The organism is Corynebacterium belfantii, assembly GCF_041898185.1.
GTDB classification, from domain to species: Bacteria; Actinomycetota; Actinomycetes; order Mycobacteriales; family Mycobacteriaceae; genus Corynebacterium; species Corynebacterium belfantii.
On the sequence record NZ_CP157823.1, the window covers coordinates 881,365 to 905,880 of the forward strand.

The following is a 24,516-nucleotide window of genomic DNA, read 5'->3' on the forward strand; positions in this document are numbered from 1 at the left end:
TGGTGGTGTCCGGCGTGGATTATTCCGCGCCGGACATTATTATGAGCATATGAATTATGGCAGTGATAGGGGGCAGCAGTCCTTCGACTATTCCGCCCCCTATTTGCCGAGGTGGAAGGCGTTACCGCTGGTGGTATCTGCACTCGGCGTGATAGCACTTCCTTTTGTTGCCGGAGGGGATTCCCAAGATCTTTCCTCCTCGCAATCGACTTCACCCGTTGTGTATCACAGGCCAATCGATCAGATCGCACTATCCACATTCGAAGACACCACGCCGTTGAAAACCGATGAGGTAGAACAAGCGTGGGAGCACACTCAGATCACCTACATTGATGTAAGGACTGGAACTCACCTGGGATCCGGTGCAGAACGGCTAGCGCGGGCGTCGTTAAGCCTGAGCAAGCTCTACATTGCGGATTATGTGTTCGATCACGGAACACAAAAAGAAAAAGAACAAGCAGTCGAGATGATTCGGAAATCAGACGATGACATCGCCGACAAGCTTTTCGACGCCTACCCCAACTGCATCGACTCCGTTGCCAAGAAATACCAGCTTGAGGCTACCCAGACCTACGGGCGCTGGGGATACTCCTACACATCCACATACGACGTTGTACACTTCATCGTCTCCCTGCTGCGCACGGACCCAGATTCCCCAGTGTTAGAGGCCATGCGCAACGTTGCCCCCAAAGCCGCCGACGGCACCGATCAAGACTTCGGAACCGCCATTTTGCCAGGGGTGCAGGGGAGTAAATTTGGTTGGTCCACCGATGGTGAACTGCACTCATCGGTCAGCTTCGGTGAAGACTTTGTCGTGGCGGTTTCCAGCATGGGATCCGCCGACGACCTTACTCAACTAGTAAAAACGCAGCTTTCAGGCCACGTTCGTATCTCTGCTAGCTAGACAGTTTAGAAATATCGCGGATGATCTGATCCACCGGAGGCATACCAGCCGGTAGTGGTGGCAGATTCTGCTGGAGGTTTTGAATAACAGAAGGATCCGATAGCGGCACCGGAGCAGGCGCTGGTGCAGATCCTGGCGCTGGAACATGAATTGGGGCTGCCGGCTGGGCTACGCCTGGAAGCCACTGACCCCAATTCGAGGCGTAGACATTGTTCACATCTACCGTGACGCCGTCGATAACCCGCTGGTAGCCGGCCTTTTGATGGATCGTGGTCCGTGGGTGGATGCGGCCTTGAGAACCCCAATCGTGCTGCCAGAAGAACTCGCCGAGGCCGTCGGCAATCGCCCAATCGATCACGTTGTAGTTACCGTAAATGCCCAGCTGGTAGCCGGCGGCATTCAACGCGGCAGCGCTAGCTTGAAGATAAGAACGAATCTGCGTGTCATACTGCTGGCGCGTCGGATTATCATCAATTGCCATGTAAATCGGGCGGCGAGTAGGGCCACCTGCAGCAACATGCAACGCAATCGCCTGCGGAACATGCACCGCAGCACCCGCAGCGCCCTCCTTCCAATCGGCAGTCGCATCCTTACCAAACTGATACACCGACGCCGTGAACAAACCAGCAGCACCAGCCGTATGAGTTTCCGCAGCCGTGACCGGCTTGCCCGTCATCCATGATTCCGTGCCTGGGCGGCGACGCGAAACATAGCGCACCGAACCCAAATGACCAGCATTTTTGATGCTTTGTGCGGAGGGGACACCAGCGGCGAAGTCGATAACAGTGCCGCGGATAGGGCCAGGGGCTGCGTGGGCGGTGCCGGCGGTGGCGACGGCGAGGGCGGTTCCGCCGAGCGCGGCAACTGCCCCCGTGAGAAAACTCCTACGGGAGATGGAATGGTTCATGAGGTGTGCGATCCTTGAGGAAGGGAGAGGCTCACGTGACTCATGAGTCAATATAAGCCTCAGAAGATATTTCAAGTCACAACAGTAACAGTAGTGACGTGGAAAATCGAGACTACATTCTGCGCAATCTAACCCCTCGCAGCGCTACGATGCCCCTGCGTAATCAAACTGCCAATAAGCGGAAACAGCAACACCGTCACAGAACCCGCCGCAACCAAAATAGAAGCATTATCCGCACTCAACAGTTTCGAATGTGTAGCCACCTCAGTCACCGCCACGATAATCGGAAGCGCTGTCGCCGCATACAACGACAACTGCAAACTTTCCTTCCAACCAAACATCTCAGAACCGGTAGAAAAGAACATCTCACGAAGGAAAATCGGCAATCCACGAGTGACATAAAACAGCGGCACCAGCGCCACCAACAACCACGGCCTCTCAGCAACCGCCTGCGGATTAATCGCCATACCGGAACACACAAAGAACACCGGAATAAACAAGCTATATCCCACAATATCGAGCCGCTGTTCCAAAGGAGTGCGATATTTTTCCGGAACCATCTGGCGCAAAATAAACCCAGCCGCAAACGCGCCCAGTACAACATCAAGCTCAAACACTGCGGCAACAGCCATCAAAATCGCCAGCATAAGCAACACCAGTCGCAGCACAGTCTGATTCGTCGAACCAGCACCGTCAACCATGGCACGCCCCATCCACGGCAAGAAGAACTTCACCGTCCGCGGCACAACCGCAACAACCGCGGCAACCAAGAAAAACGCCAACAACACAGCCGTGGTAAGCCACGTCGAACGCGAAGACAACAACAACGCCATCGAAAGAATCGGGGCAATCTCACCGATAGCACCGTGGATCAACAACGACCTGCCCACAGGAGTATCCAACATATCGTGCTGCTTCATAATAGGAAGCAAAGTTCCAATAGCTGTCGACGTCAGCGCGATCGCCAACACAATCGCCGTCGAGGAGCTGTGGAAGCCCACAATGCTCACCGCACCAAGGAAACTCAACACAGCACACATAAGCCACGTAGCCAATCCTGCGCGACCCTCTTTGTCACGTAGTGTTTCAGGTTCAATCTCATAACCAGCCAACAAAAACAGCATTCCCAGGCCGATCTCTTTAATCAGCCCAACGCCGTCGTCTAGGGAAGCTAAGCCAAGCACATTAGGGCCGATCACGAGGCCAAAACCAATAAGCAACACCACCGCCGGTAAACGTTTCCCAGTGGCGTATGACAACAACGGAGCAAGAAGGGCCGCGCCCATAATCCATGCAAAAGACACAAGCGGATCAGCATCAAAAGGCATGAGGAAGAATAATACTGGTGCTCTGAGGTTTTCTTGCTATGGAAAAACGTGTTGACGCGTCACCGTGAGTAGTTCGTGCCAAAAATTTTTGAGGCTCGCAGCATTTCCGCAGGTCGGAGATATAAGAAAAAGTGAAAGTTGGCACGAACTACTCACGGCGTCGTGCCAACATGAAAAAGTGCCCCAGAGAGGAATCGAACCTCCGACACCGGCTTTAGGAGAGCCGTGCTCTATCCACTGAGCTACTAGGGCAGCAAAAACAATTCGTCGATAAGCGGCGGGATTGCTTTCTGAGTCAATAGAGTACCGCACGAAGGGGAGTAGGTGGGAATCGGGCTGGCGGGCAGCGAAGTTTGCTGATTCGCCACACGTCGATGGTTATCCAACTATGCTGGAGGAAACTCTATCCAAGCTGTATTTAAAAGTTTCTTGTGGAGGTACTCTCATGGCTTCGGAACAACCTATTTTTCATGATGTTGAGCGTCGTCCGATTACTGCGACTGTTGTAGAGGAAAATGGTACCACGGTGCTGGCTCTGGATCAGATCGCTGAGGATGGTTCGACTACGCGTGTCTTGACGCTGAACAAGTTTGACTCCAAGCAGCTTTCCGCTGCGTGTGACCGTTACTTGCACCAGCAGAATTCCATTGACTTTGCCAATGTGAATACGTTGCTGACTGATATTGACCGCCATAACCTTCACGTGGACGACGAAGACTAAGAATCAATGCGCACCATTTATGTAATTGGAATTGGTGCTGGCAGCCCCGAGTTCCTGACTCTTCAGGCGATCTCGGGGCTTCGCCATGCACAAGCAGTAGTAGCCCTAGATAAGGGCGAGCAGAAGTCCGATCTTCTGGCGCTTCGCCAGCAGATTGTCGATACTCATGCGCCAGGTACCCCCATTTATGCAGTCACGGATCCGGTGCGCGACCGCAATCCTGACAACTATGAGGAAGAGGTGCGCCGGTGGCATGCAGAGCGTGCCCATCTGTTGGCCTCAACAATCCGTGAGCACACGCCTGACGACGGCGCTGTGGCGTTTTTAGTGTGGGGTGACCCTTCGCTCTACGATTCCACGCTGCGCATTATCGAGCACATGCGTAACCTCGAGGATCTCCACGCGGATGTCAAGGTGATCCCAGGTATTACCGCCGTCCAAGTTCTCACCGCTGAGCACGGTATTTTGATTAACCGCATTGGCGAGGCCATTCACATTACGACGGGCCGAAACCTCCCTGAAACATCGGCAAAGGATCGTCGCAACTGTGTGGTCATGCTGGACGGTAAAACTGCGTGGCAAGACGTTGCCACGGAGCACACCTATATGTGGTGGGGTGCGTTTCTGGGTACCGAGCAGCAAGTGCTGCGCAAGGGGTATGTGCATGAAATCGGCGCGCAGGTTGCCGAGTTGAAGCAGCAGCTGCGCGCCGAGCACGGGTGGATTATGGATACCTACCTGCTGCGAGAGCTCGATTAGGTAGGAATCGTTTGAAAACTATCCTGCTAGTTCCTCTAGCTTCTTGCGAACGTCGGAAGCTGGGGGATTAGTAGCGGTAGTACCGTCGGAGTACTTCACGGTTGGCACGATGCGGTCGCCGTTGTTGACGGACTTAACCCACTCAGAAGCGGCCTCGTCGGCTTCAACATCGACCAGGGTAAAAGGAGTTTCGGTGCGGTTGAGCGCCTTGATCAGGCGCTGGCAAAATGGGCACCAGTCGGCAGCATAGATGGTCACATGGTTGTTATCAGACATGTGACCATCTTCCTTTGCTTTTAACGCCTGCGCAACCTTTGGAATTTATAGCGAGCCGGAGCACCCAGCACGGTTCCAGTAGCGGATTGGTGCCATGGGGATTGCTCAACAACCTCAAAGCTATCGTCGAGGGCTGGTGCATATACTGCTGCGTCGCCGAGTACGGGAGCGAGGGTGGCGTCAATAAGCGTGATCACTACTTCGTCTACCAGCGGCAGTGTGCTTGCGTAGACGGCGCCGCCGCCCATGATCCATGCATCGCAGTCGAGCTCGGGGATCGCAGTGACGACCTCGGCTCCTTTGCTCCACGCGCCGGGTGCACGGGAGGAGAGCACAAAGTTACGACGCCCCGGCAGCGGGCGGAAGCGTTCTGGGATCGTTGTCCACGTGGTGCGACCCATAATCACAGGTGAACCCAAAGTGGTGGCCTTGAAATAGGCAAGGTCTTCGGGAATATACCAAGGCATGTCGTTGCCGTCGCCAATCACCCCATCAGTGGACTGAGCCCAAATCGCGCGCAGCATTACACTGCTACCTCGCCATGAATCGCTGGGTGAGGATCGTAGCCCTCGATAGTGAAATCGTCGAAGTCGTAGTCGAAGATCGAGGAGGCTTTTCGCAATGTCAACTGAGGGTAGGGGCGAGGTTCACGAGAAAGCTGGGTGAGAACCTGCTCGCGATGATTGTCGTAGATATGGCAGTCGCCGCCAGTCCAAATGAACTCGCCGACCTTAAGGCCTGCTTGTTGCGCGAGCATATGCGTGAGAGCGGAGTAGGAGGCGATGTTAAACGGAACACCTAAGAACATGTCTGCGCTGCGCTGGTAGAGCTGGCAGCTCAACTTTCCATCGGCAACATAGAGCTGGAACAACAAGTGACACGGTGGAAGCGCCATGTTGTTGAGCTCTGCCACGTTCCACGCTGAGACGATGTTGCGCCTAGAGTCCGGATTGTTTTTGAGCATATCTAGTGCTTGAGCGATCTGGTCCACATGCTGCCCATCAGGGGTAGGCCAGCTGCGCCATTGAACACCATAGACAGGCCCCAGTTCGCCTTCCTCGGAAGCCCATTCATCCCAGATATGAATGTTGCGCTCTTGGAGCCAGCGAACATTGGAGGAGCCTTGCAAGAACCAGAGGAGTTCTCCTATAACGCCTTTCCAATACACCTTCTTGGTGGTGATGAGCGGGAAGGATTCGGAGAGATCGAAACGCATCTGTTGGCCAAAAAGGCTGGTCGTACCGGTGCCGGTACGGTCGTCTTTGTGGGAGCCCTGTTCAAGGATTGTGCGAAGAAGGTCTTCATACGGGGTTTTTATGGTGGTGCTGGTGCTCATATTCACAATCAAGTCGATAGCGGGCAAAGAAATTCCGGTGGGAAACCTCCAGTGCTCAATGTGAGAGGTTTCCCGCCGGGTGACAACTATACGATCAGTAGGAGCCGTTTTCCTCACGGAAAGCTGCAGCCATGGCGAGGATGTCGTCGGCAAGCTCGGGGCGGCAGATCAGTACGTCTGGAAGATACGTGTCTTTGTTGTTGTAGTTCAACGGGGTGCCGTCGAGACGCGAGCAGTGCAGACCTGCGGCGAGGCTAACGCCAACCGGTGCAGCGGAGTCCCACTCGTACTGTCCACCTGCGTGAATGTAGGCATCGTAGTCGCCCAACAGTACGTGCATGGCCTTTGCGCCAGCGGATCCCATGGGTTCTGCGGCAAAGCCTAAGGATTCCGCGATGTGGGTGGCTACCGCTGGTGGGCGGTTGTGAGAGATAGCGATCTTCTTGGCGTAGGGGCCGCCTACTGCGCGAACCTCGGAGGAGTGGAATACCACGCCAAGGTCGGGGAGGTTAACAGCAGCGTGGGTGGGTACGCCGTTTTCTACAAGTGCGATGTGAACAGCCCAGTCCTGGCGGCCGGTGGCAAATTCTTTGGTGCCATCGAGGGGGTCGATAATCCATACGCGGTCTTTGCCGAGGCGTTCTGGGTTATCGGCTGCTTCTTCGGAGAGGAAGCCGTCGTCGGGGCGGTGCTGCTCGAGTACGCGGGCGATCCAGTTTTGTGCGAGGTCGTCGCCGGCATCGCCGAGTTCGCGTCCGCGGAGAAGACCCACGTTGCGCACTCCTTTGAGGATCTCGCCTGTGCCTTCGGCTAGTCGCTTGGTAAGTGTTGCATCGTCAAACTGAGCAGTCATAAGTCCCTAGTGTAGTGGAAATCAATGAGCGATCTGTTGTGTGAGACGTGTTTAATAGTGATTATGGATTCCTCGCATGATTTCAGCCTTGCGGATACTTTCGCTCTCCAAGTAGCAACCTGGTTTAGCGATGTGTTTGCCCAGCCCACGGTGGTGCAGCGCCAAGCGTGGGCGGCTATTTCGGCGGGGGAGAATGCGTTAGTTGTAGCCCCCACAGGTTCGGGTAAAACACTCGCTGCCTTCTTGTGGGCACTCAACGAGCTTGTTCAAGGATCGGGTCAAACGGCGTTGCTCAGTAGGCAAGCTGCAGGATCAGCAGAAGTCGAGGCGTCGCGCGCCAAGGGGGTCAAGGTTGTTTATATTTCTCCGTTGAAGGCCTTGGGTGTGGATGTGGAAAACAATCTGCGCGCGCCTTTGACAGGTATTAACCAGGTGGCTGCTCGCTTAGGTATTGATCAAAGCGACATCACTGTGGGGGTGCGCTCCGGAGATACTCCGGCGAGCGAGCGCAGCAAACAGGTACGTAACCCACCAGATATTTTGATTACCACGCCGGAGTCTTTGTATTTGATGCTGACGTCTAAAGCACGATCCATTTTGACCACCGTTGATACGGTGATCGTGGATGAAATCCACGCGATGGCGGGCACAAAGCGCGGAGTGCATTTGGCATTGAGCCTTGAGCGCCTTGAGCGCCTGGCTGCGCAACCTGTGCAACGAATTGGTCTTTCTGCAACGGTACGTCCCCTCGACGTAGTGGCGAGGTTTTTGGGCGGGGATCGTCCCGTAGAAATTATCAATCCACCGCTGGAGAAGAAGTGGCAGTTAGCGGTGCATGTTCCTGTCGATGACATGATTGATTTGCCCACACCCGAACCAGTAAGTGAGATCGGGGAAGCCACAATCGACGATCCGTTGGGGTTGACTACCCAGCTGGAAGGATTTGCCGAATCCGCTCTTCCGACGCAGGGCTCTATCTGGCCGTTCATTGAACAAGATGTCTTCGATGAGGTGATGGAACACCGCTCTACCTTGGTTTTTGTTAACTCTAGGCGGACTGCAGAGCGCCTGACCAGCAGGCTTAATGAGCTATACGCGCAGCGTTTTCAGCCCGAGGTGTTATCGCCGGCGTTACGACGCCCACCTGCGCAGCTGATGAAAAGTACCGACATCGCTGGCGAAGCCACAGCGATTATTGCCCGTGCACATCATGGTTCGGTGTCTAAAGACGAGCGCGTGCTTACCGAGAAAATGCTGAAACAAGGTGAGCTGCGCGCTGTGGTGTCGACCAGTTCACTGGAACTAGGTATTGACATGGGTGCAGTGGATAAGGTCATTCAAGTTGAGTCGCCACCCTCGGTAGCCTCGGGGCTTCAACGCGTGGGGCGTGCCGGTCACGTGGTGGGTGCGGTATCGCATGGTTCGTTTTATCCGAAGCATCGCGCAGATCTAGTCCAAACTGCCGTCACTGTAGGTCGAATGACCGAGGGGCTTATCGAGGAACTTCACGTTCCTACTAATGCCCTTGATGTGCTGGTTCAGCACACGGTTGCTGCGGTTGCTATGGATGATCTTGATGTTGAGGATTGGTACGCAACGGTGGTGCGCGCCTATCCCTATCGCGATCTTCCTCGTGAGGCTTTTGATGCAGCAATTGATCTCACCACTGGGGTGTATCCCTCTACTGACTTTGCTGAGCTTCGTCCGAAGGTTATCTACGACCGAATAACCGGCACTCTCAGTGCACGTCCCGGCGCGCAGCGTACTGCGGTGATTAATGGTGGGACGATTCCCGATCGTGGCATGTTTGGTGTGTTTTTGGTCGGTAGCGGAGAATCTGGTGTGCCTCGCAGGGTAGGTGAGCTTGATGAGGAGATGGTGTATGAGTCTAGGGTGGGGGACGTGTTTACGTTGGGGGCATCGAGCTGGCGTATTGAGGAGATTAATAAGGATCAGGTTTTAGTTACGCCTGCGCCGGGGCATACGGGCAGGTTGCCTTTTTGGACGGGAGATCAGGCGGGGCGTCCGGCGGAGTTGGGTAAGGCGTTGGGGGCTTTTCGACGCACCCTAGTCGCTGATCCCAGTGTGGTTGAGGGCATGGGGCTGGATGTTCGTGCGCGGTCGAATGTGGTTGCGTTTATTCAGCAACAGCAAGAGGCCACGGGGGTAGTACCTGACGAGGTGACGCTGGTACTAGAACGGTTTCGTGATGAATTAGGCGATTGGCGGGTGGTGCTTCATTCACCGTATGGCAGGGGGGTGAATGCTGCGTGGGCGTTAGTAGCTGGTGCAGCATTTTCGCAGCGTAATGGCATGGATGCCCAGCCGGTTGCCTCTGATGATGGCATCGTGTTGCGGGTTCCGGAGTCGGATGCTGAACCTGGCGCGGATCTGTTTGAGATTGATCCGGACACGGTTGAGGAGTTGGTGGCTCAGCAGGTGGGCAACTCAGCGCTTTTCGCAGCGCGGTTTAGGGAATGTGCGGCGCGGGCGTTGTTGTTGTCTAGTCGCACGCCAGGTAAACGTGCGCCGTTGTGGCAACAACGACAGCGTGCTGCGCAGTTATTGGATGTGGCGCGAAAGTACCCGAGTTTTCCTATTGTGTTGGAAACGGTGCGGGAATGTTTGCATGATGTTTATGATCTTGATGCGTTAGTGGAGCTAGCTGCTGCATTGAAGCTGCGTAAGGTGCGTATATCTGAGGTGACTACGCAGCAGCCGAGTCCGTTTGCTACGTCTATTTTGTTTAGTTACACGGGCGCTTTTATGTATGAGGGCGATAGCCCGCTGGCGGAAAAGCGGGCAGCTGCGTTGGCCTTAGACCCAGCGCTGCTCGCCAAATTGTTGGGCACAGTAGAGCTTCGAGATTTATTGGATCCGACAATTATCGCTGAGGTGGATCAAGACCTGCGGCGGCGTTCGCAGCGTCGGCGTGTGCACACCGCCGAACAGTTGGTTGATGCGCTTCGGGTTTTAGGGCCAGTTCCGCTATCAGAGATTCCTGCGATCGCCGAGGTTGGAATGCCCGCTGCGCTACAGGAGCTAGGGCGCAGAGTCATGGAGGTGCGTATTGCTGGGGTGGCGCATCTTGCGTTGGCTGAGGATGCTGCGTTGCTTCGGGATGCGCTAGGTGTGCCGGTTCCGCCGGGGATCCCAGCACAGGTCGATACGATTACTGATGCGGTGACACAGCTGGTGACTCGTTGGGCTAGGGCACGCGGACCGTTTGTGCTGACAGATGTTCAAAGTGCTTTCGGGTTGGCCGCTGGGGTGGCACATGGGGTCGTCGATACGCTGCACAAGAGCGGTGTGGTGACGATGGGGCGTTTTCGGGCTGGTGTTGATCAGTCGGAGTATGTGGCACCTGAGGTGTTAAAGATCATTCGGCAGCGTTCGTTGGCGGCTGCGCGAGCCGAAACTCAGCCTGTATCGCAGTCGGCGCTGGGTCGGTTTTTGCCACAGTGGCAACAGGTTGCTCCCGCAGGGCAGTCTCCGCAGCTGCGCGGTGCTGATGGTGTGTTTGCGGTGATAGAGCAGCTCGCCGGTGTGCGGCTGCCGGCATCGGCGTGGGAGACAATGGTGCTGCCGCAGCGAGTGAGTGGCTATCAACCAAGTGATCTTGATGAGCTCACTGCCAACGGAGAAGTAGCCGTTATCGGTGCCGGAAGTGCCGGTAGCTCGGACCCCTGGGTGATGCTCGTCCCCACGGATTATGCAGCTCAGCTGATTGATGCTCCCGACGTGGAGACTTTAAGCCCGATCCAACAACAAATCGTTGAGATCTTAAGCAACGGTGGTGGCTATTTAATAAGCGGCATCCGTGACCAGATACTTGGCAGCGACACCGATGTGCGCACCGCTATCTGGGAGCTTTTTGAGCTGGGGATGATAAGCCCAGAGGGCTTGGCTCCGATACGCGCGCGACTCAGCGCTGGAAGTGGGACAAGTTCCGCGCATCGTGCGAAGCGCACGCCGGCCCGCGGGCGGTTGCGCATGGGAAGAACGCGTTTTGCGCAATCCCTTCAGTCAGGGATCGCCGCCGACATGGTAGGGCGGTGGTCGCTGACTATCCCTGCTGATACCGATGCCACTGCGCGCTCTGTTGCTCACGGAGAGGCCTGGTTGGATCGCTATGGAGTGGTCACGCGCGGCAGTGTTGTTGCAGAGAACACTTTAGGTGGGTTCGCTTTGGCATATAAGGTGCTTTCTCGTTTTGAGGAAGCCGGTAAAGCCATGCGTGGTTACCTCATTGATGGGTTAGGGGCTACCCAGTTTTCTACGCCGGCGGTCATCGATCGGTTGCGCGGACTAGGAGATAGTGATGATGTGACAGGTTGGCCATCGGGTACCACCGATCCTGAGGTGTATGTTCTTGCTGCAGCTGATCCCGCGAATCCTTACGGGGCAGCGTTGCCGTGGCCCGAATCTGGCCCCACCCGTGCAGCGGGCAGCATTGTCGTGCTTATCGACGGCCTCCTCATCGCCCATCTCACCCGTGGCGGTCGCACGTTGACAGTGTTCGATCTTCCTACCGGAATCGAGGTAGCCGATGCCATGCCCTTTGTAGTCAGTGCGCTTTCGGAAGCCATCAGCCGCAACATGATGAAACGCATCGTGGTGGAAAAAATCAATGGTGAGCAGGTGTTTCAGTCGCAATGGGCGGAGACTTTGCGTGCAGCAGGAGCCCATATTGTTCCCCAAGGAATCCGGATTTCTGCCATTACTCAGCAAGCTACGACTTCCTATGAGCGAGGTCGCAGGTTAAGCCAAGCCCTAAGCGATCTTGAGGATCAGCAGGAGCAGCATCCACGACCGCGCCGAGGCGGATTTCAATCTGGTGGGCGACGCTAGTGAGGAAATCGAGAAGAAGGTGCGCTGTCGTCCCAGACGTCGCGCCAGCGCTGGGCTAGTGTCTCCACTGTTTCATGGGCATTAAGACCGCTCGGTTGGGGAACAACCCACAACGCAACATCTTCGGGCCAGCCAGCAATGAGGGTCGGATCCTGCTTGCCCAACACTGCCTTACGATGTTGAAACCCGGCACGATAAGCGGTAATTCCCACCACGGCGACTACGCGCGGGCGCAGAGTAGTGGCGAGGTGGATGACGCGTTGGGCGCCGTCGATAAGCTCTTGTGTGGTGAGTTCGTCGGCGCGGGCAGTAGCTCGTGCTACGAGGTTTGTCGTGCCGATTCCGAGGTGGGCTAGGTGTTCTTCTTGTTCATCGCTCATTCCGTGGGAGACGTCAAAGCGTGGGGTGACAATGCCTGCGCGGTCAAGAGAGGTCCAAAATCTGTTTCCTGGATGAGCGAAGGGTGCGTCAACGGCAGCTGTCCATAATCCTGGGTTGACGCCCACGATTAATAATCGGAGGTCGGAATTGGGAATTCGATCCGACACCGTGGCGTTGGCAAACTGTGCAAGCTGATCGCGGGTAGGCTTAGCCCCGCCCAATGGAGAAGGATGCGCTGTACTCATACCTACCTGTTGTACCCCTCATCAAGAAAAGGCTGCGTGATACTGCTTCTATGCCCGAAGGTGATTCCGTATTTCAACTAGCTCGCCGGCTTAGCTTTATGCAAGGCCGCACCATAACACATACGAGTCTTCGGGTTCCGGCGTATGCCACCATGCGTTTCGACGGTCGCACCATAACAAAAGTGTGGCCCTACGGTAAGCACCTTTTCATGCATATCGGTTCAGATGTTTTGCATACTCATCTCAAAATGGAGGGCACATGGGCGGTTCATAGGGCGGGGGATCGGTGGCGAAAGCCAGGCCATACTGCCCGCGTTGTGCTCCACCTTGATGACGCTCCGCATGACCCCATTGAAGTTGTGGGCCACGAACTTGGGCTTGTGCGCGTGTTTCCGGACCATGAGTATCCGCAGCGAATCGCCCACCTTGGTCCGGATGTCCTCGCTGAATCGTGGCCTACCCGTGGGGAAGCAGAAGCAAGAAAACGCCTCCTTGGCCAACCCGAGCGTGCCATCGGCTTGGCGTTGCTTGATCAAAAAGTACTAGCTGGTGTAGGAAATGAATACCGCGCCGAAATCTGTTTTATCTGCGGAATCCACCCCGCGACCCTTATCAAAGACGTAAATGTTGATCGTGTACTTTCGGTTACCCGACGCCTCATGTGGGCCAACCGGTTTTCTCCGATACGCGTTACCACTGGTATTCGTCGCCCAGGCGAAACTAGCTATGTTTTTGGGCGCAATCATAAGCCGTGCAGACGCTGCGGCACCCTCATACGCAAGAGCACGCTTGTCGACGACCCCACCACCGAACTCGAAAGAATCATCTGGTGGTGCCCACTATGTCAAAGCGAATAGCACAACCTGTGCTGCAATGATCTTGGCGATCATGGCCAGTGGATATACCGAGGTGTAGCCCAATGCCGGCAGATCATTTTTCGTCATCGCAGAAACATAGGACAGTACGGCTGGGTGTGTTTGAATACCTGCGAGCATGCCCGCTGTTTGGCCGTACGGGATCTTCATCACCTTATAGCCCACAACCAGCACAAAGATAGCCAATGTCAAGGTGATGAGGGCACCAACGGCAATGATGGTCAAAGATGCTGGATCTGATAGTGATGCGCGGAAACTAGCTCCTGCAGTGGTACCAATAGCGGCGAGAAACAAGGTGATTCCTAGTTGCCGCAGTGCCAAGTTTGCTCCGTAAGGAACCTGCCACACAAAACGACCTGAGCGTCCCACTGCGCCTAGAACGAGAGCTACTACTAATGGGCCGCCGGCGCTTCCTAAAGACAACGCAGCACCGCCAGGAAGTGGTACCTCAATCATGCCAACGAGCAAGCCAAGAGCGAGCCCGGCAACGAGGGGGAAAAGATTGAAATCAGAAAGTCGACGATAGGAATCACCGAACAGTGCCGTCACAGACTTCATGCGATCATGAGCAGCCACCACCCGGACACGGTCGCCAAGCTGCAAAACTGTTTCCGGAGTAGCCACATGGTCATGATCGCCACGACGGACCCGAGTAATCAAAATTCCTGACAATCGAGGCCGAAGTTTAGCCAGAGGTATGCCCACTAAATCCTGATTAGAAACAAAAATGCGCCGATAATCTAAATCGTGACCATGGAAAGGATCACCTGGGATCAAATCACCTAGCACATGCGCGGCCTTGTCGAGTTCCTCGGCCGTGCCCACCAAAGACAGCACATCTCCCATATGGATACGAGACGACGTGGTAGGGAGAGTCTGCTGACCATCGCGCTCAATACGCGAGACAATAATCTCTAGGCCCAGCGTGTGGTGGATATCAATCACAAGATCAGAGCCCGCGACCACATGATTGACCTTGATCTGGCGGGTGAACAAATCCTCAACAGCAACACCTGCGTCGTGAGCTTCTTGCACGTGATCGATACGGAACCACTTTGCACACAACCCAATCGCCGCGATCACCCCCAACACGCCGATGGGGTAAGCCAGCGAATACGCAACTAACGGCAACGATTCCACCTCGTGTACCTCGTTCGCATCCCCAAAGATGCTGGGTAACGAATCCACCACGGCAGCCATAGCCGGTGTATTTGTTACCGCGCCGGTAAACAACCCAGCAGCGGTGACCCCGTTGAGATTTACTAGCGAAAACAAAGCGATGGAAATGCCTGTTATCAGCGCCAACGTGGTAATAGCGAGCGCGTTTTGTTTTACTCCTTGCGACTTAAACAGGGCGAAAAACGCATGGCCTGATTCCAAACCGATGGAGTACACAAAAATAGACAATCCCAAAATGTACACCAAGTGGGGGATGTGAATATCGGGCTCTACAGCCGCAAATGCAACGCCTGCAAAAAGTACTGCTGCCACTCCGAGACTAAAACCTCGGATTTTAACCTGACCGATTGCTAATCCAACCGCCATGATGACAAAAAGCGCCAACAGCGGGTTTGCCACGAAGATTTCCACAATGTCGATCGTGCCAGAAAATGAAAACATATTGGTAATAAATGCCAATGTGGCCAAAACGGGGGTAGCACTCCGTGAGGAAACGCTTGCAACGGTGCATTAGGGTGAGAACCATGAAAATTATTCTCAACCTCATCTGGTTGATCACCGGCGGAATTTGGCTTGCTCTTGGATACTTAGTGGCTGGCGTGGTCGCCTGTGCACTGATTATTACGATCCCCATGGGAGTAGCAAGTTTCAGAATGGCCAACTATGCGCTATGGCCTTTTGGCCGCACCGTCATTGAAGAAGTTGGCGGCGGATCGCCTCTCAATTCCGTTAGCAACGGGGTGTGGTTTATCATCGCAGGTTTCTGGCTCGCACTTGGTCACCTCACAACCGCATTCGCACAAGCCATCACCATTATTGGTATTCCACTCGCGATTGCCAACCTGAAGATGATCCCTGTGACATGCTTCCCCTTTGGAAAACGCATCGTTGATTCCGACGCTATCCCATTTGGCAACCGCCCTATGAGCTCCATGTAGCCCAAGAATCCACACAGGGCCATCACACCAGCACATCAATAATGCTTGTGTGATGGCCCATTATTTTAGGGAGCTAAAGCAGTCTTAGCCGCGGTGGGAGCGGTACCAAGAGATCAACCCATCGGTGGAGCTATCGCCGGAGTCAACAGCAACCTCGCCGGCAACCGCTGGGGCTAGATCATTAGCCTGCTGCTTGCCAAGCTCAACACCCCACTGATCGAAGGAGTTGATGTCCCAGATCACGCCTTCGACAAACACAATGTGCTCGTAGAGCGCGATCAATGCGCCGAGAGCGAAAGGTGTAAGTTCCTCAGCCATGATGGTGGTTGTAGGACGGTTACCAGGCATGACCTTGTGAGCTACAAGCTCAGGGGAAACGCCTTCTGCAGCGATTTCTTCAGCAGTCTTACCAAAAGCCAAAACCTTGGTTTGTGCGAAGAAGTTGCTCATGAGCAGATCATGCATGGAGCCTTCGCCGCTGGCGGTAGGCAGGTCTTCCTTCGGGCGCGCAAAACCAATAAAGTCTGCCGGAATCAGCTTGGTGCCTTGGTGAATCAGCTGGAAGAACGCGTGCTGACCATTAGTTCCTGGCTCACCCCAGTAGATCTCACCTGTGTTGGTGGTCACAGTGCTACCGTCGTGGCGAACGGACTTGCCGTTGGACTCCATGGTCAGCTGCTGCAGATAAGCAGGGAAGCGACCCAAATCTTGGGAATAGGGGAGAACCACGTGCGTTTCTGCACCGAAGAAATCGTTGTAGAACACGTTGAGCATACCCATGAGTACAGGGATGTTGGATTCAAAATCGGCGGTGCGGAAGTGCTCATCCATGGCACGGAAGCCATCAAGGAATCGCATGAAGTCCATCGGTCCGATAACAGACATCAGTGACAAGCCAATTGCGGAATCTACGGAGTAACGACCACCCACCCAGTTCCAGAAACCGAACATGTTCTTGGTGTCGATACCAAACTCAGCAACCTTTTCTGCATTCGTCGAGACCGCAACAAAGTGCTTAGCCACTGCGGATTCATCCCCACCGGCAGCTGCAACCAACCAACGCTTCGCTGCGTGGGCATTAGCCAGAGTCTCTTGGGTGGTAAAGGTCTTGGAGGCGACGACGAAAAGTGTGGACTCTGGATCGAGTTCGTCGAGAACCGCATGCATATCAGCTGGGTCGACGTTGGAAACAAACTTCGCGTTAATACCGGCGGTTGCATAAGTACGCAACGCCTTCGTTGCCATCGCAGGGCCAAGGTCAGATCCGCCGATACCAATGTTCACAATAGTCTTGATGGTGTGGTTGGAGTAACCGCGCCAAGAGCCATTACGCAAAGACGTAGCAAAGTCGCGCATACGGCCGAGTACCTCGTGCACATCTGCAGCTACGTCTTGGCCATCAACGCTAAGCTCGGCATCGACTGCAAGGCGAAGTGCGGTGTGAAGCACAGCGCGGTCTTCAGTGTTGTTAATGTGCTCACCATCAAACATGGCCTTGATTTTTTCGCGCATACCAGAGGCCTTAGCCAGCTCAGTAAACGCAGCCACGGTGTCGGCATCGATCAAGTTCTTGGACAAGTCGACATGAAGACCTGCTGCCTCGAAGCTCAACTCCTGCGCGCGGTTGGGGTTGTTAGCAAACAAATCACGAAGAGTGGTTGCCTTCATGGCGCTGTAGCGCTCAGAGAGCGTAGCCCATGGCTCAGTGGTCGTAACATCGAAGGACATTGCATTGCTCCATTTCTGTTGGTTTATGCGAGTTTGTGCCCAGATAGTGTGGCAATCGCTCAATTCTCACGGTATCGAAAATACGCCTGTCCTTTCGGATTCCCAACAATACTTTTGATCGGACTTTTGTCACAGTAATCCCAGATACAGCCCGTGACCTGATGGTGGCGCAACCACCGTAGTGCGGTGCATAGTGGGACTATGACGCACACAACACAAACACTCGATGACCACATCCACGAACTACTGCAACGGATCCCCACGGAGCTTTTTATCGCAGGGCAATTCCAACCTGCCCACAATGGCGCAACACTGAGCGTGACCAATCCCTCTGACGGCTCAGAACTTGCCACAGTGGCGTCGGCAAGCGAAAAAGAAGCACGCACAGCCCTCGACGCCGCTGAAAAAGCCCAACCCACATGGGCCGCGACACCCGCACGCGAACGCTCAGAAATCCTTCGTCGGGCCTACGACCTAGTCATCGAGCACAAAGACGACCTTGCCCTGATTCAGTCCCTAGAACTAGGACGCGCCCTGCCAGACTCCGAAGCAGAGGTAACCTACGCCGCTGAATTCTTCCGATGGTTCGCAGAAGAAGCAGTAAGGATTCGCGGCGACTACCGCCACAATCCCACCGGAAATGCCCGCATTATTACCCACCAGCAGCCGGTAGGCCCCTGCCTTGCCATCACCCCATGGAACTTTCCGCTTGCAATGGGCGCACGCAAACTCGCCCCAGCCCTAGCAGCAGGCTGCACCATGATCCTGAAACCAGCATCGAAAACCCCACTGACCATGCTGTACCTAGCACAACTGCTAGCAGAAGCAGGAGTTCCCCACGGTGTTGTCTCCGTGCTGCCGACCGCAAACGCCAGCGTGGTATCCGACCTATTGCACGATGCGCGCATCCGAAAACTCACCTTCACCGGCTCGACCGCAGTAGGACAAAAACTCGCCGCGATGGCCACCGAACACAGCGCCGCCGTATCCCTTGAACTTGGAGGAAATGCCCCCTACATCGTCTTGGACGACGCCGACATCGACACCGCAGCGCAGGCGGTCGCCGTAGCCAAAATGCGAGGCGCCGGCCAAGTCTGCATCGCAGCCAATCGCTTCCTAGTACATAGCAGCATCGCGGAGGAATTTACACAGCGCGTAGTAAACATCATGCGCGGTTTTACCCAAGGACCAGCCACCGCACCGGGCGTAGATTTCGGTGCGCTTTCCGGCGACGATCAAGTCAGCACCGTCACCACGCTTGTCGACGATGCCCTGAGCCGTGGGGCCACCAAGCTTCTTGGTGATCTTCCCAAGGAGTTGCCAGAACACGGAAGCTACTATCCGGCAACCGTGCTTGTGGATGTCCCCGAAGACGCTGACATTCACCGCGAAGAAATCTTTGGGCCAGTTGTCGTTATCTCTACTTTTGATGATGACGACGAAGCAGTCGTACGTGCCAATGACACAAAGTTTGGCCTTGCCGCCTATGTGTTTGGCAGCGATCTACAACGAGTCCTCAACGTTGCAGAACGTGTCGATGCCGGAATGATTGCTGTGAACAAAGGCGCGCTGTCTGATCCCGCAGCACCATTCGGTGGCGTAAAAGAATCAGGTCTTGGTAGGGAAGGTGGCTTCGAAGGAATAGGAGAGTTCCTCGAAACCAAGCTTATTTCGTTACCGCTCTAACGAGCCTCACCGAGGCGGCCTCGGCCCATGCGAAGCAAAATACCTGCTAGGGCGGGGCCTTCTTCACCGATTTCCTCACGGAACTGGTTGATGATGGCCACCTCACGGGTGTGCACGAGACGGGTACCGCCGGATCCCATGCGCGTTTTGCCAATAGCTCGAGAGATTTCGGTACGGCGTTTCACCGCAGCAAGAATTTCTTTGTCTAGTCGGTCGATTTCTTCGCGGTATTGCTGGATCTCCGCATCAGAGAGGGGATCAGAGGTTCCTGTAGGGAAGCGAACAACAAAATCTCTATCGGCAGTGCTCATGGTTGACCATTGTGCCACCTCGACATCGTCGCTGCTGAGCCCACAGGTGGGGCGCGGGGGTAAGGAATGTTGAGGGTTCGTTGTAGGTTGGATAGTTGATGAACAACAACGAACCCTTCTCTCAGTTTCCCTTTGGAACCAACGCTACAGCGGCGCCGTCAACGAGCATGGCATCGCAAGCGAATCCGTTTCTTCGCCAAGCTCAGCCCGTATCGCAGTACACCGGTGCCGACCTCACCGAAGGTCTGAATCCGCAGCAAAAAGCAGCAGTGGAGCATTGTGGATCCCCACTGCTGATCGTTGCAGGCGCTGGATCTGGAAAGACATCTGTGCTGACACGGAAAATTGCCTACTTGATGCGTGTGCGAGGCGTACAACCGCAGAACATCTTGGCAATTACGTTTACCAATAAAGCAGCAGCAGAGATGCGTGAGCGTGCCAGCTCTTTAGTGGGACCTGTAGCCCAACGCATGTGGGTATCGACATTCCACTCCACGTGCGTGCGTATTTTGCGGGAACAGGCACAGCTTGTTCCTGGGCTAAACACTAATTTCACGATCTATGACTCGGATGATTCCAAGCGATTGTTGTCTATGATCTCTAAGGATTTCAGCTTGGATATTAAGAAGTTCACACCACGGTTGCTAGCAACTGGAATTTCTAATCTTAAAAATGAGCTGATTGATGCCGACCAAGCTTGTGCTGATGCGGAGAGCACGAAGAATCCCTATGAGACTACGATCGCAAGCGTTTTCGCTGAATATCAAAAGCGACTGCGAGCGTCGAACGCCGTTGATTTTGATGACCTCATCGGGGAGACAGTACGGATTTTCCGTGAGCACCCGCCGGTTACCGAATACTATCGGCGTAGGTTCCGGCACGTGCTTATCGACGAGTACCAGGACACTAATCACGTGCAGTATGCATTAATTCATGAGCTTGTTGGTAGTGGACCTGATGCTAGCGAGTTATGCGTCGTTGGTGACTCGGACCAATCAATTTATGCGTTTCGTGGTGCCACAATTCGAAATATTGAGGAATTTGAACGCGATTACCCTAACGCTGAGACGATTCTTCTAGAGCAAAATTACCGTTCCACCCAAACGATTCTTAATGCTGCCAATTCGGTGATCGCTCAAAATGAGAATCGTCGAGAAAAGAAATTATGGACAGCTCTAGGCAGCGGTGATCCCATTGTCGGATATGTCGCCGACAACGAACACGATGAAGCCCGTTTTATTGCCAATGAGGTCGACGCGTTGGCTGATAAAGGGGTGGCATATTCCGATATTGCTGTCATGTATCGTACGAACAACTCTTCTCGTGCTGTAGAAGACGTCTTTATGCGAACCGGCATACCGTACAAAGTCGTAGGCGGTACCCGCTTTTATGAGCGTAAAGAGATTCGCGACACCATTGCTTATCTTCGTCTTATTGATAACCCCGATGATGCGGTGTCTTTGCGTCGAATCATTAATACTCCACGCCGAGGCATTGGTGATAAAGCCGTAGCATTTCTGTCACTCCACGCAGATAACCACAACGTAGGCTTCCACCAAGCATTGCTAGATGCCACCGAAGATAAAGTTTCCATGCTTGGCGCACGTGGCCGAAATGCTGTCACTGGTTTTGTTGACATGATGAAGGGGGTTCGCGAGGAGGCCGCAAACAAAATCAATGAAGTGACTGGGATGCCTGATATCGGAGATATGGTGTCTTACATTTTGGACGTCACTGGATACAAAGCCGAGTTAGAAAAAAGCAATGATCCCCAAGATGGTGCAAGGCTCGATAACCTCAACGAGCTGGTATCTGTTGCTCGAGAATTCTCCTCAGAAGCTGCCAACCAAATAGCCTATGAGCGCATGGGGGTGGAGAGCGAAGCCTCAGAGATCCCTGAGTTAAGCGAAGTCGAAGCAGCGCCAGGTAGCCTCATGGCCTTCCTAGAGCGCGTGTCGTTGGTTGCTGATGCCGATCAGATTCCAGATAACGAACAAGGCGTCGTCACATTAATGACACTGCACACTGCAAAGGGTCTTGAGTTCCCCGTCGTGTTCCTCACCGGCTGGGAAGACGGTCAGTTCCCGCATCTGCGTGCTCTAGGAGATCCTAAGGAGCTAGCAGAGGAGCGTCGACTAGCCTATGTTGGTATTACGCGTGCACGTCGAACCCTCTACGTGTCCCGAGCAATGCTTCGATCCTCGTGGGGAAATCCAGTGACCAACCCTCCGTCACGGTTCTTATCAGAAATACCTGATGACCTAATGGATTGGCGTAGGGAAGAACCAGAACACTCCTATGACAACAGCTGGGGTATGGGCTACGGTTCATCTAATTCGCGTTCTTATGGATCCCAGAACTCTCGTTCTTATAGTTTTCCGCGAAGTCCCAAGCTACCTAAGCATTCCAACAAGCCAGCAATGGCACTCAACGTTGGCGATCGTGTGAACCATGAAAAGTATGGGCTTGGCATAGTGACCAAGGTAGACAAGATGGCTCCCGCAGATTCTGTCACCATTGACTTTGGGTCGTCAGGAACAGTGCGTCTAATGCTGATCGGATCAGTGCCTATGGAAAAGCTCTAGGACGTCTTAGGGGGCGTGTGGGGGCGCTTACGAGATAGTCCCGTAAGCGCCCCCACACAAAAGTATTTAGATTATTTAGATAAAGATGTCGTGTTCAGCAAGCCAAACCTGTGGATCTACGGCATCGCCACCGCCTGGATGAACCTCAAAGTGTAGGTGAACACCAGTAGAGAAACCGCGAGTGCCCATTCCTGCGATCTGCTGGCCAGCAGTGACCGCTTCACCGACAGCAACGTTGAGGGTCTCCATATGCCCATACACGGTAATGGTGCCGTCTTCGTGGCGGACACGAATCCATTGGCCGTAGCCGGATGCTGGGCCCGAATCGATTACTACACCGTCCATCACGGAATAAATCGGGGTGTTCATTGCATTAGCGATGTCCACGCCAGAGTGTAGCGTGCCCCAACGCATACCGAATGGCGAAGTCAGAGTGCCTTCTGCAGGGGTATGGACGCTGATTTTAGGAGTACGAGCCTCGAGATCTTTTTCAGCAACCACTTGGCTGTAATGGATTGCTTTGGAAAGCTGCTGGTTCAGGTCAGAAGCCGCAGGTTTAAACTCTGCGATGGAAAGAACCTGAGGAGAACCGTTATTGGTCTGCGCGGTGGAATCCGACGCAAGGTTGATTTCTGCAGTGGAATTGTCATGCGTAGCGTGAGCAAGGGAGGCGCCGGTAGCGCCCGCGCTCGAAACTGCGCCTGTAGCCAAAGCGACGACGGCAACGCGGCCTTTAACTGGTGATGCTTGTTTGCGATGCTTACCACCGGTTGTGCGCTGCGTCTGCTGCATGAGGCTCAACTTTCTGTAAAACTTGTGTAACGATTCTTAGTTGGTATCTCGTATCCGGCTTGTTACAACCCGTTCGATTTTGTAACCAACTCGTTATGTTCTGAGGGATAACGATAGCGCGTCGTTACAGTGAGGGCAACCTGTTTTGGGGATTTGAAGAAAAATATGGCGAGTTACATTAAAATTCGAGTCAGGAGATGACTTGTGTGGCGCATGTGAATGACCTAGCGTCGGGGGCAAAAGTATAAAACGCGCGGGTGCTTAGCCACTCACTGAGCGTAATCGTGGCACAGTTTAAAGGATGAACAAGAAGTCTAGTCCGCAATCGAGTCCTGCCCGTCGTCCACGTACGCGTCCCTCGGGTAGTGGAGTACGTCAATCGCTGAAAGACTCTTCTTATTCTGTGCAAGGTCCGGGCAGAAAGCTGCGTCGTTTTGGGCGAAAAGGTACTGATGAGGCGGTAAAACCTGTTGATCCGACATTTAAATCTCGGGTGCGGGCATACTTTCCTATTGTGTTACTGCCCAGTGTGGTGGCAGTAATTGTTATCATCATTGCTTCCCTTGTCGCGCTATTGGCTACGAATACAACAATGGCGGGGTTGCCGGCCACCATCGCAGAAGGCTGGTTGGTGCTTAATCTGGGGCCGGCTACGGGGCGAGGCATGTCCATCGGAGCGTTACCCTTGATACCTGCAATATTTTTTATGTGGTTTGTATCACAGAGAGTTTTTCGTGCGGTAAAACAACGGGTAAGTCTTGCGGATCTAGCGGTTGTCACGATCGGTGTTTTAGGTTTCCCTTTACTGCTTACTGCTACTGCGTGCGCAATGCTATACGATGCCTCCTCGGTGTTTGACGTTGCCTCACCCAACGTTGCCTTGGCCTTGGCTACCACTTTTCTTGTTCATGGCACAGCATTGGTGATCGGAATGCGCACGCGGCTATGGAAGGCGCTTGCGCGGCGATACGGGGTGAGTGAAGACGTTATCGACGCCGCCCGTTTAGCTGCTCGTCTGGTGCGAAACCTATTGCTGCTCGCATTGGCTGTCTTTGTCGTGCTACTGGGGTTTCATGCTACAGACGTGGCGAAATCCCTGGAAGGTTACACCTCGGCTGGAACGCTGGCGGTAATAATCGTCAGCCTGCTCTACCTGCCCAATGCGGTGATTGCCGTTCTAGCGGTTCTTTTGGGTGCTTCGTTTGAGATTGGCGAAGGTTTTGTTTCGCTCATGGGGGTAGGGCTGGTACCTACGCCAGCGATGCCACTTTTTGCAGCAATCCCTGGGGAAATGTCGCCATATGCCCTTGGAGCTCTAGTGATCCCGTTTGCAGGGGTCGTCGTCACGCTTCGGGGGACGGTAAAACGGCCTGCACATATTCTTCTGACTGCGGCGTGGGCTGCAGTAATCCTAGCGGTGCTCGGCGCCTTAAGTGGCGGTCAGCTGGGTGTTTATGGTTATGTGGGCGTGTTGCTCTGGCTTTCGGTGGCGTTGATGATGGCGTGGACGCTTATCTGTGGCTTCGCTATTTTTGCTTTGGAGCTATTCCTCAAAAACCGAGCAGAAGCTTCTGTGGCGATAGTGCAGGAGAGTGAAGAAAACGCGCCGGAAGAAGCGGAAGAATTGGAAGAAGCGGAAATTGGTGAGCCTGAAGAAGAACAAGGCGTGGTGGAAGCCGAAGAGCCTGAAACCTACGAGTTGGTTGATGACGGCTTAGATAATGCAGAAATGCTCGAAGCTTTTGAGATCAACCCAGCTACTCATGACAACGACGAAACAGTCGAAAATGAAGGGGGAGAAGACACAACGGAAAGCGATCAGGAGTCTGATTCGAAGTCGAAAGATGACACGGAATAGGGC

20 protein-coding genes and 1 tRNA gene are annotated in these 24,516 nt (G+C 54.2%); 9 read left to right on the forward strand and 12 right to left on the reverse strand.

Annotated elements, in window-relative coordinates; genetic code table 11:
- Window positions 1-49: 49 nt before the first annotated feature.
- A complete protein-coding gene (locus tag ABMV07_RS04630; RefSeq protein WP_197695249.1) occupies window positions 50-904 on the forward strand; it encodes a hypothetical protein in 855 nt (284 codons plus the stop codon).
- Here ABMV07_RS04630 and ABMV07_RS04635 read toward each other — a convergent pair.
- From ABMV07_RS04635 to ABMV07_RS04645, 3 genes are all read right to left on the reverse strand, one after another.
- Window positions 897-1,811 (reverse strand): DUF1906 domain-containing protein, encoded by a 915-nt coding sequence (locus ABMV07_RS04635; RefSeq protein ID WP_197689540.1) that lies wholly within the window; start codon window positions 1,809-1,811, stop codon window positions 897-899. The genes ABMV07_RS04630 and ABMV07_RS04635 overlap by 8 nt on opposite strands.
- 128 nt (window positions 1,812-1,939) lie before the next feature.
- Complete coding sequence (locus tag ABMV07_RS04640; protein ID WP_374064942.1) at window positions 1,940-3,139, reverse strand: cation:proton antiporter; 1,200 nt, start codon at window positions 3,137-3,139, stop codon at window positions 1,940-1,942.
- 179 nt (window positions 3,140-3,318) lie between these two features.
- Window positions 3,319-3,391, reverse strand: a tRNA-Arg gene (locus ABMV07_RS04645).
- Between the two features lie 193 nt (window positions 3,392-3,584).
- Between ABMV07_RS04645 and ABMV07_RS04650 the strand changes: the two genes are divergently transcribed.
- Both ABMV07_RS04650 and cobF read left to right on the forward strand, forming a co-directional pair.
- Complete coding sequence (locus ABMV07_RS04650) at window positions 3,585-3,860, forward strand: hypothetical protein (protein ID WP_088266864.1); 276 nt, start codon at window positions 3,585-3,587, stop codon at window positions 3,858-3,860.
- 6 nt (window positions 3,861-3,866) lie between these two features.
- Complete coding sequence (gene cobF / locus ABMV07_RS04655; protein ID WP_281510638.1) at window positions 3,867-4,619, forward strand: precorrin-6A synthase (deacetylating); 753 nt, start codon at window positions 3,867-3,869, stop codon at window positions 4,617-4,619.
- 18 nt (window positions 4,620-4,637) lie between these two features.
- Here cobF and ABMV07_RS04660 read toward each other — a convergent pair whose 3' ends face one another.
- The 4 genes from ABMV07_RS04660 to ABMV07_RS04675 all read right to left on the reverse strand — a co-directional run bounded on the left by ABMV07_RS04660 (window position 4,638) and on the right by ABMV07_RS04675 (window position 7,084).
- Complete coding sequence (locus ABMV07_RS04660) at window positions 4,638-4,895, reverse strand: mycoredoxin (RefSeq protein WP_071575717.1); 258 nt, start codon at window positions 4,893-4,895, stop codon at window positions 4,638-4,640.
- 20 nt (window positions 4,896-4,915) lie between these two features.
- A complete protein-coding gene (locus tag ABMV07_RS04665; protein ID WP_088266862.1) occupies window positions 4,916-5,419 on the reverse strand; it encodes a dihydrofolate reductase in 504 nt (167 codons plus the stop codon).
- Complete coding sequence (locus ABMV07_RS04670) at window positions 5,419-6,231, reverse strand: thymidylate synthase (RefSeq protein WP_088266889.1); 813 nt, start codon at window positions 6,229-6,231, stop codon at window positions 5,419-5,421. The genes ABMV07_RS04665 and ABMV07_RS04670 overlap by 1 nt, the downstream gene beginning before the upstream one ends.
- 94 nt (window positions 6,232-6,325) lie before the next feature.
- Complete coding sequence (locus ABMV07_RS04675; RefSeq protein ID WP_088266861.1) at window positions 6,326-7,084, reverse strand: 3'(2'),5'-bisphosphate nucleotidase CysQ; 759 nt, start codon at window positions 7,082-7,084, stop codon at window positions 6,326-6,328.
- Between the two features lie 36 nt (window positions 7,085-7,120).
- Between ABMV07_RS04675 and ABMV07_RS04680 the strand changes: the two genes are divergently transcribed.
- Window positions 7,121-11,935 carry an ATP-dependent helicase gene (locus ABMV07_RS04680; RefSeq protein ID WP_374065010.1) on the forward strand — a complete coding sequence of 1,605 codons (4,815 nt, stop codon included), beginning with the start codon at window positions 7,121-7,123 and terminating at the stop codon, window positions 11,933-11,935.
- Here the strand turns inward: ABMV07_RS04680 and ABMV07_RS04685 are convergent.
- The gene (locus ABMV07_RS04685; RefSeq protein WP_088266860.1) at window positions 11,932-12,561 is read right to left on the reverse strand and encodes a mismatch-specific DNA-glycosylase; all 630 of its coding nucleotides are present in this window, start codon (window positions 12,559-12,561) and stop codon (window positions 11,932-11,934) included. The genes ABMV07_RS04680 and ABMV07_RS04685 overlap by 4 nt on opposite strands.
- 50 nt (window positions 12,562-12,611) lie before the next feature.
- Here ABMV07_RS04685 and ABMV07_RS04690 point away from each other — a divergent pair, with 50 nt between their 5' ends.
- Window positions 12,612-13,418: a DNA-formamidopyrimidine glycosylase family protein gene (locus tag ABMV07_RS04690; RefSeq protein WP_088266859.1), complete on the forward strand. Its 807-nt coding sequence runs from the start codon at window positions 12,612-12,614 to the stop codon at window positions 13,416-13,418.
- Here ABMV07_RS04690 and ABMV07_RS04695 read toward each other — a convergent pair.
- Window positions 13,401-15,026, reverse strand: coding sequence for an aspartate:alanine exchanger family transporter (locus ABMV07_RS04695; RefSeq protein WP_174688216.1), 1,626 nt, complete (start codon window positions 15,024-15,026; stop codon window positions 13,401-13,403). The two genes, ABMV07_RS04690 and ABMV07_RS04695, sit on opposite strands and share 18 nt — an antisense overlap.
- 113 nt (window positions 15,027-15,139) lie before the next feature.
- Between ABMV07_RS04695 and ABMV07_RS04700 the strand changes: the two genes are divergently transcribed.
- A complete protein-coding gene (locus ABMV07_RS04700) occupies window positions 15,140-15,553 on the forward strand; it encodes a YccF domain-containing protein (protein ID WP_088266858.1) in 414 nt (137 codons plus the stop codon).
- A gap of 84 nt (window positions 15,554-15,637) precedes the next feature.
- On the opposite strand, the gene pgi is transcribed toward ABMV07_RS04700, so the two are convergent.
- Complete coding sequence (gene pgi, locus ABMV07_RS04705; protein ID WP_088266857.1) at window positions 15,638-17,281, reverse strand: glucose-6-phosphate isomerase; 1,644 nt, start codon at window positions 17,279-17,281, stop codon at window positions 15,638-15,640.
- A gap of 201 nt (window positions 17,282-17,482) precedes the next feature.
- Between pgi and ABMV07_RS04710 the strand changes: the two genes are divergently transcribed.
- Window positions 17,483-18,967: an NAD-dependent succinate-semialdehyde dehydrogenase gene (locus ABMV07_RS04710; RefSeq protein WP_374064943.1), complete on the forward strand. Its 1,485-nt coding sequence runs from the start codon at window positions 17,483-17,485 to the stop codon at window positions 18,965-18,967.
- On the opposite strand, the gene ABMV07_RS04715 is transcribed toward ABMV07_RS04710, so the two are convergent.
- Window positions 18,964-19,278, reverse strand: a complete 315-nt coding sequence (locus ABMV07_RS04715; protein ID WP_003850709.1) for a chorismate mutase — start codon at window positions 19,276-19,278, stop codon at window positions 18,964-18,966. The two genes, ABMV07_RS04710 and ABMV07_RS04715, sit on opposite strands and share 4 nt — an antisense overlap.
- A gap of 98 nt (window positions 19,279-19,376) precedes the next feature.
- On the opposite strand from ABMV07_RS04715, the gene ABMV07_RS04720 reads away from it, so the two are divergent.
- Complete coding sequence (locus ABMV07_RS04720; protein WP_374064944.1) at window positions 19,377-21,863, forward strand: UvrD-helicase domain-containing protein; 2,487 nt, start codon at window positions 19,377-19,379, stop codon at window positions 21,861-21,863.
- Between the two features lie 75 nt (window positions 21,864-21,938).
- On the opposite strand, the gene ABMV07_RS04725 is transcribed toward ABMV07_RS04720, so the two are convergent.
- A complete protein-coding gene (locus ABMV07_RS04725; RefSeq protein ID WP_088266854.1) occupies window positions 21,939-22,655 on the reverse strand; it encodes a M23 family metallopeptidase in 717 nt (238 codons plus the stop codon).
- A 301-nt stretch (window positions 22,656-22,956) separates the two neighbouring features.
- Here ABMV07_RS04725 and ABMV07_RS04730 point away from each other — a divergent pair, with 301 nt between their 5' ends.
- The gene (locus ABMV07_RS04730) at window positions 22,957-24,513 is read left to right on the forward strand and encodes a DUF6350 family protein (protein ID WP_088266853.1); all 1,557 of its coding nucleotides are present in this window, start codon (window positions 22,957-22,959) and stop codon (window positions 24,511-24,513) included.
- Window positions 24,514-24,516: the final 3 nt, after the last annotated feature.

Excerpts from the sequence above, each read along its gene's own strand:
- ABMV07_RS04630 (WP_197695249.1), top strand. The coding sequence starts at position 50 with ATGAATTATGGCAGTGATAGGGGGCAGCAGTCCTTCGACTATTCCGCC.
- ABMV07_RS04635 (WP_197689540.1), bottom strand. The coding sequence starts at position 1,811 with ATGAACCATTCCATCTCCCGTAGGAGTTTTCTCACGGGGGCAGTTGCC.
- ABMV07_RS04640 (WP_374064942.1), bottom strand. The coding sequence starts at position 3,139 with ATGCCTTTTGATGCTGATCCGCTTGTGTCTTTTGCATGGATTATGGGC.
- ABMV07_RS04650 (WP_088266864.1), top strand. The coding sequence starts at position 3,585 with ATGGCTTCGGAACAACCTATTTTTCATGATGTTGAGCGTCGTCCGATT.
- cobF (WP_281510638.1), top strand. The coding sequence starts at position 3,867 with ATGCGCACCATTTATGTAATTGGAATTGGTGCTGGCAGCCCCGAGTTC.
- ABMV07_RS04660 (WP_071575717.1), bottom strand. The coding sequence starts at position 4,895 with ATGTCTGATAACAACCATGTGACCATCTATGCTGCCGACTGGTGCCCA.
- ABMV07_RS04665 (WP_088266862.1), bottom strand. The coding sequence starts at position 5,419 with ATGCTGCGCGCGATTTGGGCTCAGTCCACTGATGGGGTGATTGGCGAC.
- ABMV07_RS04670 (WP_088266889.1), bottom strand. The coding sequence starts at position 6,231 with ATGAGCACCAGCACCACCATAAAAACCCCGTATGAAGACCTTCTTCGC.
- ABMV07_RS04675 (WP_088266861.1), bottom strand. The coding sequence starts at position 7,084 with ATGACTGCTCAGTTTGACGATGCAACACTTACCAAGCGACTAGCCGAA.
- ABMV07_RS04685 (WP_088266860.1), bottom strand. The coding sequence starts at position 12,561 with ATGAGTACAGCGCATCCTTCTCCATTGGGCGGGGCTAAGCCTACCCGC.
- ABMV07_RS04690 (WP_088266859.1), top strand. The coding sequence starts at position 12,612 with ATGCCCGAAGGTGATTCCGTATTTCAACTAGCTCGCCGGCTTAGCTTT.
- ABMV07_RS04700 (WP_088266858.1), top strand. The coding sequence starts at position 15,140 with ATGAAAATTATTCTCAACCTCATCTGGTTGATCACCGGCGGAATTTGG.
- pgi (WP_088266857.1), bottom strand. The coding sequence starts at position 17,281 with ATGTCCTTCGATGTTACGACCACTGAGCCATGGGCTACGCTCTCTGAG.
- ABMV07_RS04710 (WP_374064943.1), top strand. The coding sequence starts at position 17,483 with ATGACGCACACAACACAAACACTCGATGACCACATCCACGAACTACTG.
- ABMV07_RS04715 (WP_003850709.1), bottom strand. The coding sequence starts at position 19,278 with ATGAGCACTGCCGATAGAGATTTTGTTGTTCGCTTCCCTACAGGAACC.
- ABMV07_RS04720 (WP_374064944.1), top strand. The coding sequence starts at position 19,377 with ATGAACAACAACGAACCCTTCTCTCAGTTTCCCTTTGGAACCAACGCT.
- ABMV07_RS04725 (WP_088266854.1), bottom strand. The coding sequence starts at position 22,655 with ATGCAGCAGACGCAGCGCACAACCGGTGGTAAGCATCGCAAACAAGCA.
- ABMV07_RS04730 (WP_088266853.1), top strand. The coding sequence starts at position 22,957 with ATGAACAAGAAGTCTAGTCCGCAATCGAGTCCTGCCCGTCGTCCACGT.